General features: G+C 63.7%; 14 protein-coding genes and 1 tRNA gene. 8 read left to right on the top strand and 7 right to left on the bottom strand.

Annotation, left to right across the window (positions count from 1 at the left end):
- Window positions 1-154 precede the first annotated feature (154 nt).
- The 5 genes from ACVW16_RS03840 (at window position 155) to ACVW16_RS03820 (ending at window position 6702) form a co-directional block, all read left to right on the top strand.
- The gene (locus ACVW16_RS03840) at window positions 155-1015 is read left to right on the top strand and encodes a MaoC/PaaZ C-terminal domain-containing protein (RefSeq protein ID WP_456704048.1); all 861 of its coding nucleotides are present in this window, start codon (window positions 155-157) and stop codon (window positions 1013-1015) included.
- Between the two features lie 80 nt (window positions 1016-1095).
- On the top strand, window positions 1096-1974 hold the full coding sequence (locus ACVW16_RS03835; protein ID WP_456735424.1) for an SDR family oxidoreductase: 879 nt from the start codon (window positions 1096-1098) through the stop codon (window positions 1972-1974).
- A gap of 68 nt (window positions 1975-2042) precedes the next feature.
- Window positions 2043-2996: a dihydrodipicolinate synthase family protein gene (locus ACVW16_RS03830; RefSeq protein WP_456735423.1), complete on the top strand. Its 954-nt coding sequence runs from the start codon at window positions 2043-2045 to the stop codon at window positions 2994-2996.
- Between the two features lie 4 nt (window positions 2997-3000).
- A complete protein-coding gene (locus ACVW16_RS03825) occupies window positions 3001-3795 on the top strand; it encodes an NUDIX hydrolase (protein WP_456735422.1) in 795 nt (264 codons plus the stop codon).
- A 219-nt stretch (window positions 3796-4014) separates the two neighbouring features.
- The gene (locus ACVW16_RS03820; protein ID WP_456735421.1) at window positions 4015-6702 is read left to right on the top strand and encodes a PAS domain S-box protein; all 2688 of its coding nucleotides are present in this window, start codon (window positions 4015-4017) and stop codon (window positions 6700-6702) included.
- 8 nt (window positions 6703-6710) lie between these two features.
- On the opposite strand, the gene ACVW16_RS03815 is transcribed toward ACVW16_RS03820, so the two are convergent.
- Both ACVW16_RS03815 and ACVW16_RS03810 read right to left on the bottom strand, forming a co-directional pair.
- Window positions 6711-7064, bottom strand: a complete 354-nt coding sequence (locus tag ACVW16_RS03815; RefSeq protein ID WP_456704043.1) for a GrlR family regulatory protein — start codon at window positions 7062-7064, stop codon at window positions 6711-6713.
- Between the two features lie 157 nt (window positions 7065-7221).
- Window positions 7222-7608: a VOC family protein gene (locus tag ACVW16_RS03810; RefSeq protein ID WP_456704042.1), complete on the bottom strand. Its 387-nt coding sequence runs from the start codon at window positions 7606-7608 to the stop codon at window positions 7222-7224.
- A 140-nt stretch (window positions 7609-7748) separates the two neighbouring features.
- Between ACVW16_RS03810 and ACVW16_RS03805 the strand changes: the two genes are divergently transcribed.
- The 3 genes from ACVW16_RS03805 to ACVW16_RS03795 all read left to right on the top strand — a co-directional run bounded on the left by ACVW16_RS03805 (window position 7749) and on the right by ACVW16_RS03795 (window position 9152).
- Window positions 7749-8303, top strand: a complete 555-nt coding sequence (locus ACVW16_RS03805) for a hypothetical protein (protein WP_456735420.1) — start codon at window positions 7749-7751, stop codon at window positions 8301-8303.
- Between the two features lie 160 nt (window positions 8304-8463).
- Window positions 8464-8925: a hypothetical protein gene (locus ACVW16_RS03800; protein ID WP_456735419.1), complete on the top strand. Its 462-nt coding sequence runs from the start codon at window positions 8464-8466 to the stop codon at window positions 8923-8925.
- Window positions 8926-9075: 150 nt separating this feature from the next.
- Window positions 9076-9152: transfer RNA gene (locus ACVW16_RS03795), tRNA-Arg, on the top strand.
- Between the two features lie 169 nt (window positions 9153-9321).
- Here ACVW16_RS03795 and ACVW16_RS03790 read toward each other — a convergent pair.
- The 5 genes from ACVW16_RS03790 to ACVW16_RS03770 all read right to left on the bottom strand — a co-directional run bounded on the left by ACVW16_RS03790 (window position 9322) and on the right by ACVW16_RS03770 (window position 13382).
- Window positions 9322-10491 (bottom strand): extracellular catalytic domain type 1 short-chain-length polyhydroxyalkanoate depolymerase, encoded by a 1170-nt coding sequence (locus ACVW16_RS03790; RefSeq protein WP_456735418.1) that lies wholly within the window; start codon window positions 10489-10491, stop codon window positions 9322-9324.
- Window positions 10492-10495: 4 nt separating this feature from the next.
- A complete protein-coding gene (locus tag ACVW16_RS03785) occupies window positions 10496-10915 on the bottom strand; it encodes a CopG family transcriptional regulator (protein ID WP_407179934.1) in 420 nt (139 codons plus the stop codon).
- 418 nt (window positions 10916-11333) lie between these two features.
- The gene (locus tag ACVW16_RS03780; protein ID WP_456735417.1) at window positions 11334-12299 is read right to left on the bottom strand and encodes a helix-turn-helix domain-containing protein; all 966 of its coding nucleotides are present in this window, start codon (window positions 12297-12299) and stop codon (window positions 11334-11336) included.
- Window positions 12300-12721: 422 nt separating this feature from the next.
- Window positions 12722-13003 carry a hypothetical protein gene (locus tag ACVW16_RS03775; protein ID WP_456735416.1) on the bottom strand — a complete coding sequence of 94 codons (282 nt, stop codon included), beginning with the start codon at window positions 13001-13003 and terminating at the stop codon, window positions 12722-12724.
- Between the two features lie 124 nt (window positions 13004-13127).
- Window positions 13128-13382, bottom strand: a complete 255-nt coding sequence (locus tag ACVW16_RS03770; RefSeq protein ID WP_456704036.1) for a hypothetical protein — start codon at window positions 13380-13382, stop codon at window positions 13128-13130.
- Window positions 13383-13430 lie beyond the last annotated feature (48 nt).

The raw sequence follows: 13430 nt of genomic DNA, 5'->3' as shown, positions 1-13430 counted from the left end.
AAGGGTTCTCTCCACAGAGACTTTTGCCGAGGAAGCAACCCCTCACCCAAACGAGTTTGCCGCACGGCTCTCGTCGCCCTCTCTCACAAGGGGAGAGGGCACATTAACGAGCGCCGCTGCTCGCTGAGACAGACGCCGGGAGGAACACAAACAAATGTCCGCCAGATACGAAGAGCTCAAAGCCCTCAAAAACCTCGGCCAGAAATATGCCTATGGCGATCGCGAGGTGATGCTCTACGCCTGCGGCATCGGCCTCGGTGCCGATCCCTTGGACGAGAACGAACTCGCCTTCGTCAATGAAGGTACCTTCACGCCGCGGCCGCTGAAGGTGGTGCCGACCTTTGCCTCCGTCGCGGCCTGGGGCTCGGGCCCGGGCGAGATGAACCTCAACCGCGTCATGGTGGTCGATGGCGAGCGCGACATCACCTTTCACCAGCCGCTGCCCGTGGCCGCGAACATCACCGCCGATTCTTCCGTCGTCGAGGTCTACGACAAGGGCAAGGACAAGGGCGTCGTCATCTCGCACCAGACCGTGCTGAAGAACGAGAAGGGCGAGAAGCTCGCCACGCTGGTCGCCTCCCGCTTTGCCCGCGGTGATGGCGGCTTCGGCGGGCCGAACCTGGCTCAGCCCGATCCGCACAAGATGCCTTCGCGCGCACCCGACAAGACCATCGACATCGTCACGCGCCCTGACCAGGCGCTCGTCTATCGCCTCTGCGGCGATCGCAACCCGCTCCACAGCGATCCCGAATTCGCCAGGAAGGCCGGCTTCCCGCGCCCCATCCTGCACGGCATGTGCACCTACGGCATCACCTGCCGTGGTGTGCTGCAGACCTATGCCGACTACGACGCATCAGCCTTCCGCCAGCACGTCGCGCGGTTCTCCTCGCCTGTTTATCCCGGTGAGACCGTGACCATGGACCTCTGGAAGGACGGCAATGTGATCTCGTTCGAAGCCAAGGTGAATTCGCGCGGCGTTACGGTGATCAAGAACGGCAAGACGGTGCTCGGCTAGGGAGATCTCGTGTCCCGGACGCAGCGTTTCACGCTGCATCGCGTTTCGGACAGGGAACAGCAAAACAGGGAGAAACCATCATGGGATTACTCGACGGCAAGGTCGCGCTGATCACCGGCGCGGGCGGGGGGCTCGGTGAGGCCTACGCAAAGCTGTTCGCGCGGGAAGGGGCCTCGGTCGTCGTCAACGATCTCGGCGGGCCCCGCGACGGCTCCGGCGCCGACACCTCGATGGCGCAGCTCGTGGTGGACGCGATCAAGGCCGAGGGCGGCAAGGCGGTCGCGAACGGCGCTGACATCTCGACCATGGAAGGCGGCCAGTCGGTGTTCGACGACGCCATCAAGCATTTTGGCCGAGCCGACATCCTGGTCAACAATGCCGGCATTTTGCGCGACCAGACCTTTCACAAAGCCTCCGAGGCCGACTGGGACAGGGTCATCAAGGTGCATCTGAAAGGCACCTTCTGTTGCACGATGCCGGTGTTTCGCTGGATGCGGGAGCACGGCGGCGGCGTCATCGTCAACACCTCATCGACCTCAGGGCTGATCGGCAATTTCGGCCAGACCAATTACGGGGCCGCCAAGGGCGGCATCTGGGGCCTCTCCAACGTGCTGGCGATCGAGGGCCGGAAGTACAACATCCGGATCTGGACGCTCGCCCCGGGCGCACTGACCCGCATGACCGCAGACCTGCCCCGCTACAAGGAGAACCCCTCGGCGGCGCTTGGGCCGGACGGCATTGCGCCGGCCGTGCTATACATGGTCAGCGATTTGTCCGGCGATCAGACCGGCAAGGTGCTGGGCGTGTCCGGGCCCCGTGGTGTGCGCGAAATGCGGATGATGGAGATGGAAGGCTGGAAGCCGCCGCACACGGGCTGGAACGCCCAGGACATCGTTGAGCATGCCCGGGAGATCTTCTTCTCCGAAGAGCAGATCAAGATGGGCGCGCGGCGGTTTTAGGCTGATTGTGTCATTCCGGCTTCGCGCTTCCGCGCGTCCGGGAATGACGGAGAAAGAGAGAGAGACTGATGAGACTCACCGCCGACGCTAAGGGCACCTTCGCAATCGCGCCGACGCCGTTCCACGACGACGGCCGCATCGACGAGCGCTCGATCGATCGCCTGACCGATTTCTACGAGGAGGTCGGCTGCGACGGCGTCACGGTGCTCGGGATTCTCGGCGAGGCTCCGAAGTTGGACGCCGCCGAAGCCGAGCAGGTGGCGGTGCGCTACGTCAAGCGCGCCAAGAAGATGCAGGTGATCGTCGGGGTCTCGGCGCCCGGCTTTGCCACCATGCGCTCGCTGGCCAGGGCCTCGATGGACGCGGGCGCCGCCGGCGTCATGATCGCGCCGCCGCCCTCGCTTCGCACCGACGACCAGATCGTCGGGTATTTCAAGCAGGCGGCCGAGGCGATCGGCCCCGACGTGCCATGGGTGCTCCAAGATTATCCACTGACGCTCACGGTGGTGTTCACTCCCGCCGTGATCCGCAAGATCGTCATGGACAATCCGAACTGCGTGATGCTCAAGCACGAGGACTGGCCGGGCCTGGAGAAGATCACGACGTTGCGCGGCTTCCAGAAGGATGGCTCGCTCCGTCCGCTCTCGATCCTCTGCGGCAATGGCGGCACGTTCCTGGACTTCGAGATGGAGCGCGGCGCCGACGGTGCCATGACCGGCTACGCTTTCCCCGAGCTTCTGATCGACGTCGTCAACCTTTCCAAGGCCGGCAAGCGCGATGCCGCGCATGACATCTTCGACGCGCATCTGCCGCTGATCCGCTACGAGCAGCAGCCCGGCGTCGGCCTCACCGTGCGCAAATACGTGCTGCAGAAGCGCGGCATCATCGCCTCCAGCGCACAGCGCAAGCCGGGGGCAACGATAACGGCAACGGCAAAGGCGGAAGTCGATTATCTCTTGTCGCGCGTCGCTCGTTTCGACAAGCGCGCCAATCTCGGCCCGCAATCCAGCGCCGCAGGTTAGTTGAATGCCCGAGACATCAGCGTCACGCCCGGCCTCGACGATCCTTCTGCTTCGTGACGGAGCGAAGGAAGTCGAGATCTTCATGATGGTGCGCCATCATCAGATCGAGTTCAACTCGGGCGCGCTGGTGTTTCCCGGGGGAAGCGTGGATGCCGGCGATCAGGAGATCGTCAAGCGTTCCGATCTCTACTCGGGCGGTGAAGCCTTGAGCGAAGCGGACCGCGGTTTTCGGATCGCCGCGATCCGCGAAACGTTCGAAGAGAGCGGCATCCTGCTGGCGCGTTCGAATGGTTCGAACACGCCTATCGACGCGAAGCGCGCCGGCGAGATCGCCGACGCGCATCGCGTCGCGCTCAACGAGCACAAGATCAGCTTTCTGAGCATTCTCGCCGATAACGATCTCCAGCTCGCGCTCGACACGCTCGTGCCCTATGCGCACTGGATCACGCCGGAGGGGATGCCCAAGCGCTTCGACACCTGGTTCTTCCTCGCCGCAGCACCGCCCGACCAGCTCGGCGCGCATGATGGACGCGAGTCCACCGATTCGATCTGGTTGTCGGCGCGCGAGGCAGTGGAGGGCGGTGAGAGCGGTCGCTTCAAGTTGCCGTTCCCGACCACGCGCAATCTGATCCGGCTCGCCAAGCAGCCGAACGTGAAGGCGGCACTCGAGCATGCCAAAGGCATGTCCATTGTCACGGTGATGCCGGTCATGACCAAGACCGAAACCGGCCGCCAGCTCCGCATCCCCCGCGAAGCAGGCTATGACGGTGAGGTGTTCGAGGTCGGCGCGGTCGGCTAGAATACTTCGATATCAAACGAAGTATTGGGGAGCGCCGAGGCCCTGAAGTTCGTCCATGGCAGCGTGGACCGATCGCCATGGACCTCAGGTTTCCGGCCCGGCGGCCCAGCCGTCGCTAAACCATCATGAAAAACAGCCCGTTCCGCCTCGCGGAGGCATGTTCCCCCGGAGGGGCGATACGGCGTATATAGGGCGGGTATGGAGTCCGGTTCAGCCCCAATGTCCGTCGAAACGCCACCGAATCCGCCGCAGAAGCGATCGTTTTCGCTGTCGATCGGCCAGATGACGTTCGGCAGCTTCATCCTGGTGCTGGCGGTGATCATCGTCACCTCGACTGCTAGCGTGATCGCGATCCGGCATATCGACGCCACCTTCGCCGAACTCCAGCGGCTGCAAAGCGTCGGCGACCTCGCAGAGGACATCGACCGCCGCATGAACGATTTGCGGCTCGCCGCGCGTGACTTCGTCACCGATCCCGGCGCCGGCATCCAGTTCAAACAGGTCGGCGAGGCGGCCTCGACGCTGAGCGACATCCTCAAGAAGACCCGAATCGAGCTGGCGCCCGAACAGCAGGACATGATCGACGGCGTCTCCGAGCGGCTTGCGACCTACCGGAGCGGGCTGGACCGGATATCGACCTTGATCGATCGCCGTGCGCAACTGCTAGCCGGGCTGCCCCCGCTGCGCGACCAATTCGACGCCGCGGTCTCCGAAAGCGGCGACCGTGATCTCGCCGCGCGCCTGTCGGAGGCCCAGAGCCGGATCGCGCTTGGATTGCTCGCGCGCAATCCCTCCGCAGCCGAACAGGCCGCGCTGGGCATGCGGACAATGGACATTCCCGATGGCAAGCTGAAGACCGCGGTGAACAATTACGCCGATGCCATCATCGCAGTCGCGGTGCGCGAACGGCAGATCGCCGATATCGATCGTGAGGTGCTGGGAACCGAGGGCCGGTTGATCGGCCGCGTCACCGAATTGCTCCGTGACGTCAGCGACCGCCGCGGCCATGTGCTGTCGCGCGACTTCGCCCGGACGCTTGCGGAAGCGCGCTGGCAGAGCATCGTGCTCGGCAGCATGGGCGTGTTGATCGGCATCCTCGCCGCCGTTTTCGTCGTGGGGCGGACGGTGCGTCCGTTGGCCCAGATCGCGCGCTCCATTCGTGCCCTCGCGGCGGGCGAGAAAAGGACCTCGATCCCGTCGGCCGATCTCAACAACGAGATCGGCGATATTGCCCGCGCGGCGGAGGTGTTCCGCCGCGCGCTGGAGGAGGCCGACACGGCACGCGAAGCGGCGGTGCGGGCGCTCACCGAGCAGCGGCTGGCGGAAGAGAGCTATCGCAAGCTATTCGAGGGGTCGGTCGACGGCATCTACGTGACGACGCCGGCAGGCGATCTCCTCAACGCCAATCCGGCGCTGGCACGGATGATGGGCTATGACAGCCCGCAGCACCTGATCGACAGCATCAACGATATCGCCCACACCATCTATGTCGATCCCGAGGCCCGCGTGGAGTACCAGCGGCTGATGCATCGCGACGGCATTGTGCGCGAGTTCGAGTACCAGGTACGCCAACGCAGCGGCAACATCCTCTGGCTCTCCGACAGTGCGACGGGGGTACGGGACGAGCAGGGCACGATCGTCCGCTACGAGGGTACGTTACGCGACATCACCGACCAGAAGCGGGCGGAAGATGCCATCGCCGAAGGCCGGCGCCTGCTCCAGCAGGTCATCGACACCGTGCCCGCCGTCATCAACGTCAAGGACCGCGACCTCCGTTACGTGCTGATGAACCGCTATATGGCAGGCATCTTCGGTATCGAACCCGGCGATGCGCTCGGCCGCACCACCGCCGATCTGATGTCGCGCTACGGCGCCGCCAAGACCGACGAGAACGACAAGCGCGTGCTGGCCTTGCGAAAGGGGCTCGGATTCTACGAGGAGGAGTACAAGGACGCCTCCGGCAACATGCGGCAATGGCTGGTCAACAAGCTGCCGCTGCTCGATGCCGAGGGTGAGATCGAGCGGATCGTCACCGTGGCGCTCGACATCGGCGAGCGCAAGCGCGGTGAACAGGAAATGCGGAAGGCCAAGGACTCCGCTGAGACCGCGCTGCGCAATCTGCGCGAGACCCAGGCCTCGCTGATCGAGGCCGAAAAGCTCGCGGCCCTCGGACGCCTGGTCGCCGGCGTGGCGCACGAGGTCAACAACCCCGTCGGCATCAGCCTGACTGTCGCCTCGGCGCTGGAGCGCAAGACCGCGATGTTCAGTGCCGAGGTCGAGCGCGGCGAGCTTCGCCGCTCGACCCTCAACGATTACCTCAACACCAGCCGCGACGCCTCCTCGCAGTTGGTCTCCAATCTCAACCGCGCCGCCGAGCTGATCCAGTCCTTCAAACAGGTCGCGGCCGACCGCAACTACTCTGACCAGCGCAGCTTCGACCTCGCCGACCTCACCGAGCAGGTGGTGATGAGCCTGCGCCCGGGGCTGCGCAAGCAGAATCTCACGCTCAACGTCGAGTGCCAGCCTAACCTGACCATGAACAGCTATCCCGGCCCGTACGGCCAGGTGCTGACCAATCTGTTCCTGAATTCGGTCGCGCATGCTTTTCCGAACGGACGTCCTGGCATCATCGACATCCAGGTGCGCGAATCCGGCAAGGACAATGTCGAGATTATCGTCTCAGACAATGGCTGCGGCATGTCGCTCGACGTGCGCCGCCGCGCCTTCGATCCGTTTTTCACGACGCGGCGCGACCAAGGCGGCACCGGTTTGGGGCTGCACATCGTCTACAGCATCGTCACCAACCGGCTCGGCGGGCGACTCGATCTCGTTTCCGAGCCGGGCAGCGGTACGCGGATCCAGATCATCCTGCCGCGCACGGCGCCGCTGGAGCAGGCTGCCGAATAGATCTGTGGCTAGTCGGCGTCTACAAGCTTGTGCAGGGTGGCGCCGAAAATCAGGCTGGCCTTGCCAACCAGCGCTGTGCCGGTCATCTCCGCGCGGGTTTCCGTGTAGGTGCCGCTGACGCCGATGCCAACGGGGGCAGGGCCGCCGAACAGCGGATTGTCGTCGCCGCGCGGCGAGGTGTGCCGTTGCACCAGCACCTCGCCCTTGAACGTGTGGTCGTCCTTCACCACGTAGCTGCCGGTGTAGTAGAGGTAGGCATCGCCGCCAAGGATTTTGCCGTCGCGAAAAAGAATCACGCCGCTACCCTTGCCGGCTCGGCCATCGAGCAGGCTCACATGGATCGAATAGAGGCCGTTCTTCATTGCGCCCGTCGGCCGGACGCCATCGCCCAATGGCTAAACCGGTGAGGCTTTTATGCCAAAGCGCAACCCCTCGCGCAACGCGGCAGTTTCGCTTGGCTGCCCGCCCGTTGTATCTGTGACACTGAAATGACGGGCAACGCCCTTAGGCCCTGAGGAATCACGTGTATTTCTTGTCGCGCTCGAGCAGCTCGATGGAGATGCCTTCGGGACCGCGGATGAAGCAGACGCGGACGCCGGGCCGGATCGTGGTCGGCTCGCGTGTGAAGGTCACACCCTTGGCCTTGATCTCGGCGGCGACGAGATCGATGTCCTTCACCGTGAGCCCGAAATGGTCGAGGCCCTGATGAGGGTGAGGAGGCGGCGGGCTGACGGCGCTGTCGCCTTCCAGCGGCGCGATGAAGATCCTTGCGCCGCCGAGGTTCACATCGATGCGCCCTGGCGCGCGCACGATCTCGCCGCCGAGGATATCCTGCAGCCACGTCGCGGTCGCTTCCGGATCGGGGCTGCGCAGATGGACGTGATCCCAGGTGACGATGATTGGCATTTCAATTCCTCTCGGCAGGGCGTTCGCGATGTCGCAGCGCATGTTAGGCGATGGACACTATGGCTCCTATCCGAAATTCGCATGGATGCGGGAACCTGAACTCGTCTCACCGGTTGAAAGAGGAGGCGAGTGACGCACCCATGAGCGAAGGGTTTGCTCCGATCGGACCGGGAACCTTCGTCAGGAATGGCGAGGGTACGAAGTCCGCAAACGTCCGGGTCGAGCGCGGCCTCTTAATGGCTGCACTCGTGGTTGGCGGTGCCCTCGGGCTGACGACGCATCCTTCCCAAGGCAATGTCGCTGAAACCGAACCGGTGAAATCGACCTTGGTGAGCTTCGCCTTGGCGGGCGACAATCCGGCTCCCCCGGCGGCGGCCTCCGATACCCCCGCTGCGGGGGACGCCGAGCTCGACCGAATGAGGATCTCCTCGCAGACCTGGAGGCGCGGCGGCCTTGGCTCGAAGGCGCTGGTGACCTTCACCGTGCGGAATGACAATGATTATGCTGTAAAGGATGTCGAGATCGTCTGCGCTTTTGCGCGGCGCGACGGCAGCCATCTGACGGACCGCAGCCGCGTGCTGGCCGATACCGTTGGCATGAAGAGCCGCAAGACCTTTGCCCACGTCCCGGTCGGATTCGTCAACGTGAACGCCGACCAGGCGAAGTGCTCGCTCGTGACGGCGCGGCGCGCCTAAGGGCTGCACATTCCGCTAGCGGAAAAGTTACCTTGCACGCCCCTTGGCCGAAAATCTTGGCGTTGCCATTTGAACCAAAGGCTGGGCCCAGGAACCAATTAAAGGATCGCCGGTTAAGGCGAAAAGCCCACGCGCGGATGCGGGGGGCGGAGCGCGGTCAATGCCCATCTTTCGGTACTTCCTGTTCGTCGGTGGAGCGTTGCTCGCACTGTTATTCGCAACTGATTTCGTTTGGCCGACGTTGCCGGCCGTGCAGACCGTTGCAGCTGCAAGCTACGACCAGCCGCTGATCCGAATCCGGTCCGACCGTCATCTGCCTGAACGTGTCGTGCTCGACACCAGCCAGCCGACCATCGCCGCGCCGGTGATGAAGACCGCGGCCGCCGTACCTCAGCCGACCGCGCAGGCAGACCCATTGGCTGACGCCTCCGCGAAGGCGCGGGTGCGCGAGACATTTGCCCAATTCACGCCGAAGGCCGAGGGGAAGCCGCAGGCGCAGGTTCAGGCCCCAGTTCAGCCCAAGCGCAAGCTGGCTCGGGCGCATTCGGCGCCGCGGCGCGGCCAGCCGATGATGCAGGTGGCACAGCAGCCGCATTTCGGTCTTTTCGACACGACCTGGTAAGAATGGTCTGATCCCCCCTGGATGAAGGCGGGAAGGGCTTTTTATTGTCCGACCTCTCTGCTAATTCGAACCGATCCGAACGTCGTCGGTGCGCCGGCCCACCAGCGTACGACCGAGGCAGTCGGTTTGTGGCCCCTCACCCGGGTCAGGGCGCTCGTAGCTCAGCTGGATAGAGCATCGGATTTCGATTCCGAGGGTCGGGAGTTCGAATCTCTCCGAGCGCGCCATTCACCCTGATGACTATCAAGCGCTTTTGGCTGTCTCAGGATTGTCATTCTGAGCGCCATCAGATGCCGCATTCTGAATGGATGTCGCCGTTGCGTTCGCCAGACGATGGGTCAATTGCCAACCTCTGCGCGCGCTGCGCGAAGTGACTGTGAGTCGTTCGCAGTGACGCTAGTTTCGTCTCCTCTGCAACGAATGTTCGAGAAAGAAACGCAGCATCTCCCTCGTCGCATCCGGTCCGTCCGGATCGGTGTAGGAGCCGGCAGGGCTGCCTCCCGACCATGCGTGTCCGGCTCCGTGGATTTCCCAGTGTTCGAGGATTCCCCGCCCGCCGACGTCGGTGTGGACCGTGCGGGTGTAGGCATGCCCTCCAGGTACCCGCCCGCGGTGCACCTTCGCCTTCGTGCCGGATGCGCCGATCGACTGTCGGACGATCCGAGTGCCGTTTTTGGAATGCACCGTGGTGTCGCGATCGCCGTGGAAGACGATTGTCGGCACGGGCGGGCCGTCGCCCGGCATTGCCTCAGGTCCGCCGCCTTGCTTCATGGCCATCAGCGCGGAGGGAAGGTCGCTGGCTGCTCCGCAGGCCAGTCCGGAATGAATGCCGATCGCCGCGTACAGATCGCCGTACGTCGATCCCATGACGGCCGCGGCTGCGGCCCCGGCGGACAGTCCGGCGACGTAGACGCGTTCCCGATCGACCGAATAGTCGCGCATGATCTGGCGGGAGATGCCGGCGATGAGCGAAGGCTCGCCCCCACCGCGCTGCTGGTCGGCTGGACGAAACCAGTTCCAGCATTTCGCCTGGTTCGCTTCGGCTCGTTGCGCGGGATAGGCCACGAAGCAGGTCTGTTCTTCGGCGATGAAGTTCATCCGCGTGCCGGCGGCGAAATCCTCCGGCGACTGCGTGCAACCGTGCAGCATGATCACGAGCGGAATGGCCTGTCCATGATAGCCGCTGGGGATGAAGAGCCGGTAGGAGCGGCTTCCCGCAGCGTTGCAGTAGCTACCTTCGACGAACCGGGTGCCGTCCGGCACGATGTCCGCCATGGACGGCGGGGCGCGCCGCAGCGGTCCTCCGAGGCCAAGCCCAGGGAGATTCTTGGCGAGATCCACCGGCGCACGGGCTGTGCGACGCGGACTCCTCGTCGCGGCCACGTGTGGCTTGGCGTCGATGATCGGCGGCTTTCTTTCTGTCGCGGGAGAGCGGCGTGTGCCGGGAGCGGTGACGTCCGGCGCGCTCTCACCCCTAAGCACGCGTTGGATCAGCGCGGTGGCCTCAACGAGCTGGCCCGACCGCGTCAGGCGTGTGGCTTCGCGAACCATATCCAGTTTCAGCATGGCCTTACCTCGTTCTGTCAGCGAGGGCGGATTTGACGGCCGGACTCGCGTGCAGAGCTCCTAATACGGAGATCGAGGCGATCGTCGCGCGGGCAAGCTCGGGCGTGACGTCCTGGGCGATAGTCGCGAGGCCCAGAACATTGATATGCAGCATCTCGCCCGCCCGCCGCGCCGCCTCGAGATCCTCGCGGCTGTAGTTTCGCAAGCCCAGGTCCAGGCTCTTTCGCGCCGTGGACTGCTTGACCACGTCGGCATGGCGTTCGAGCTGGTTGCGGATCGCGGTCCGGATGAAATCCGTGCGGTTCGAGTAGAACCCTTCCTGCACCATCAAGTCGACCTGACCGAGATCGACAAAACCAAGATTGATCGTGATTTTTTCCGTGTCGGACGGCTTTGGTCGGATTTCGTGAACGTTGCTCGGCATCACATAGCATCCCGTTGGCATCCATATGGATGGTATATGGATGGAAAGACTCGGGCGTCAAGGGGGCGTCCCCACACGCATTCGCGATAACGGGGGCGGCGGGATATCCGGAGCCGCCATTGCGGACCTGCGCTTTGAGGCGTGCGGCACCGGCGTGGCGCTCAAGCGTCCGGCCGGATCGCTTCGCCGAGCATTCAGACCTACCCAACAATCTGGTCGATGAGCACGCAGGAGAGAGACGCAACTCCGCGGCAAGGCGACGAAACATCCACTCTAACTGCTTGCGGACTGAGCGGATTTCGATTCCGAGGGTCGGAGGCTTGGAATCCTTCCGAGCGCGCCATTCGTAAGCTGCCCAGGGTCTTCCCGCCGTCCAGGCCGGCTTGTTGCCCATCCACCTCTCAGTACGGTGAAGATGTCAGTTCGCCGGAAAACCGGTTTGCCGGGCTCGCGCCAGCGTGTCCGAGGGCGCTTCGTGGAAGGTCGCGCGGTAAGCTGCGGCAAACTCGCCGAGATGGTGGAAGCCTTGGGCGCGCGCGCACGAGGCCACCGAGGCGGCACCGCTTCTGAGGAGCTGTGAGCGGGTTGCCCAGAGCCGCTTCAGCCGGATGTATTGATGCAGGCTCATCCCGCGCACCTTGGCCACCGCACCGCCCAGGGTGCGGATCGAGACGTCAAATTCATCGGCGAGATCGGCTGTGTAGATCGGAGCGGTTGGATAGGCTGTGACGTAGTCGTCGATCTGCTGCACGAGCCTGGCTGAGCGTGCGCCCGCACGTGGAGCGCCGCGATCGCGCGACGGGTTGATCCGGAACAACTCGTCGAAGGCGAGCAACAGGCCCTCCTGAAGGTGCGCGGCGACCTCCGGCGTTCCGAACATATCCGGCTGTATGGACGCGGTCTGCAAGATATCTTGCACAAGCTGCCGCGCGTACAGATGCGCAGCGGGGTCCGCGATACGAACCCACAAAGTGTCGGCGCGATCGAACCAGCCGCGATCCCCGAGTGCGGGTGAGAACATGATCAGCGCATGGTGATTGATCCGCGGTTCGACAAAATGGCAATGGTGGTTGCCGCGCAAGGCGATGAAGAAGCGCGAGTCGATATCCACCCCGCTCGAACTGGCCCGCAGATCGTCGGTCATCGGCAGAATCACCATGCCGCCTGGCGCGCGGTAAACGCTATCGAGAATGCGTGCGAATGACCTCGCCACAATGATCCGACACCCCGGCAGGTTCACGATGGCGCGCGCCGCTGCGAAATTGGCGACATCAAGCGGAATGCTCCGGGCGTCCTCCAGGGACTCGGCCGGTCGAAACGCGTCGACATCGGTAAACCGGGTCAGCTGGAGCGCGGAGGAGGGGGCAAGAGCGTCGAAGAACATGCGTCTGGCCGAATGCTGCAATGTGACAACGAAACGAACGTCGATGCGCCGATCAATGGCGAAACGCGACGATTCAGTAAACAGGATTCCCCGCGCTGATATTGCGGACGCGGGGACCGGATGCGTGGCTACGTCAAACCTCTCCGGTTCATCCGCTGCGCGGGCAACAGGTCATGAAATGGAGGCGCCTGCAGGCGAAGGATGCAAAGCTTCATCCTTCCCGGCTTGGCTGCTTTTCAAGATGTGCTTGCAGATTCTGCCCGCCCGCGGGCACCGGAATACTATCAAATCGGTCATCCGCGCAGCATGACGGCACGGCAAACTTCATCTTTGATCTAGATCAGTCTTGGAGTTGCTTCAGCTGCAGCGGACTCCAGCGCCATCTCGCAAAAGCGAAGGGGCCCAGAGGGCCCCTTCAAAACTCACCAGCGGCGGCCATAATATCCATAATAGCGCGGCCGATAGTAGCGCGGGCCGTAATAGCGTGGTGGCGCATAATATCCGGGGCCGTAACCGTAGCCGTAATAGACGTTCGGCTGCCACCAGCAGCGTCCCCAGGCATTGCAGACCGTGCGGGCCTGCTCGACGTCTGAGAGCTGCGGGGGCGCAGGTGCTGGCGCAACCGGCATGGCCGATGCGACCGACGACGATGCCGCGAGTGCACCGAGCAGGAACACGGCGACAAGGCCGATTTTAAGGTTCATATGTCTTCCTCCGCTTACGCGACACAGGGTATCGAAGTTGTTCTGATCAAATTGTGGCAGAACCGAAATGGAGTGCTGAGAGCAGATCCTCAGCTAGACGCCCGCATGGCTGTGGCCACGCCCCTCAGAAGCAGGGGTGGCGCCGCCTGTCCTGGCCGACATAGGCGGCAGCGCTCTGATAGCAGTGGTTGGTCGATGGGCCGTCGTAGAAGGCGAAGGTACCGGGCGTGATACCCGGGCCGTAATTGTGCAGATAGCTGATCGGGTAGGGCAGCGGACTGGCGTAATAGCGGTGATGGCCCCTGGCCTCCGCGAGGCTGGGGACTAGAATTGCGGCCGACAAGGCAGCAACCGCGGCTACAAGCTTGAATTGGCTCATGTCGATTCTCCGGACCCACGCAAATCGGTCACCCATCTATAGCCATTT

It is taken from the genome of Bradyrhizobium sp. USDA 4474, assembly GCF_054057515.1.
Note: the sequence above shows the minus strand (reverse complement) of the source record. Positions and strands in the feature narration are given on the sequence as shown.

Excerpts from the sequence above, each read along its gene's own strand:
- ACVW16_RS03840 (WP_456704048.1), top strand. The coding sequence starts at position 155 with ATGTCCGCCAGATACGAAGAGCTCAAAGCCCTCAAAAACCTCGGCCAG.
- ACVW16_RS03835 (WP_456735424.1), top strand. The coding sequence starts at position 1,096 with ATGGGATTACTCGACGGCAAGGTCGCGCTGATCACCGGCGCGGGCGGG.
- ACVW16_RS03830 (WP_456735423.1), top strand. The coding sequence starts at position 2,043 with ATGAGACTCACCGCCGACGCTAAGGGCACCTTCGCAATCGCGCCGACG.
- ACVW16_RS03825 (WP_456735422.1), top strand. The coding sequence starts at position 3,001 with ATGCCCGAGACATCAGCGTCACGCCCGGCCTCGACGATCCTTCTGCTT.
- ACVW16_RS03820 (WP_456735421.1), top strand. The coding sequence starts at position 4,015 with ATGTCCGTCGAAACGCCACCGAATCCGCCGCAGAAGCGATCGTTTTCG.
- ACVW16_RS03815 (WP_456704043.1), bottom strand. The coding sequence starts at position 7,064 with ATGAAGAACGGCCTCTATTCGATCCATGTGAGCCTGCTCGATGGCCGA.
- ACVW16_RS03810 (WP_456704042.1), bottom strand. The coding sequence starts at position 7,608 with ATGCCAATCATCGTCACCTGGGATCACGTCCATCTGCGCAGCCCCGAT.
- ACVW16_RS03805 (WP_456735420.1), top strand. The coding sequence starts at position 7,749 with ATGAGCGAAGGGTTTGCTCCGATCGGACCGGGAACCTTCGTCAGGAAT.
- ACVW16_RS03800 (WP_456735419.1), top strand. The coding sequence starts at position 8,464 with ATGCCCATCTTTCGGTACTTCCTGTTCGTCGGTGGAGCGTTGCTCGCA.
- ACVW16_RS03790 (WP_456735418.1), bottom strand. The coding sequence starts at position 10,491 with ATGCTGAAACTGGATATGGTTCGCGAAGCCACACGCCTGACGCGGTCG.
- ACVW16_RS03785 (WP_407179934.1), bottom strand. The coding sequence starts at position 10,915 with ATGCCGAGCAACGTTCACGAAATCCGACCAAAGCCGTCCGACACGGAA.
- ACVW16_RS03780 (WP_456735417.1), bottom strand. The coding sequence starts at position 12,299 with ATGTTCTTCGACGCTCTTGCCCCCTCCTCCGCGCTCCAGCTGACCCGG.
- ACVW16_RS03775 (WP_456735416.1), bottom strand. The coding sequence starts at position 13,003 with ATGAACCTTAAAATCGGCCTTGTCGCCGTGTTCCTGCTCGGTGCACTC.
- ACVW16_RS03770 (WP_456704036.1), bottom strand. The coding sequence starts at position 13,382 with ATGAGCCAATTCAAGCTTGTAGCCGCGGTTGCTGCCTTGTCGGCCGCA.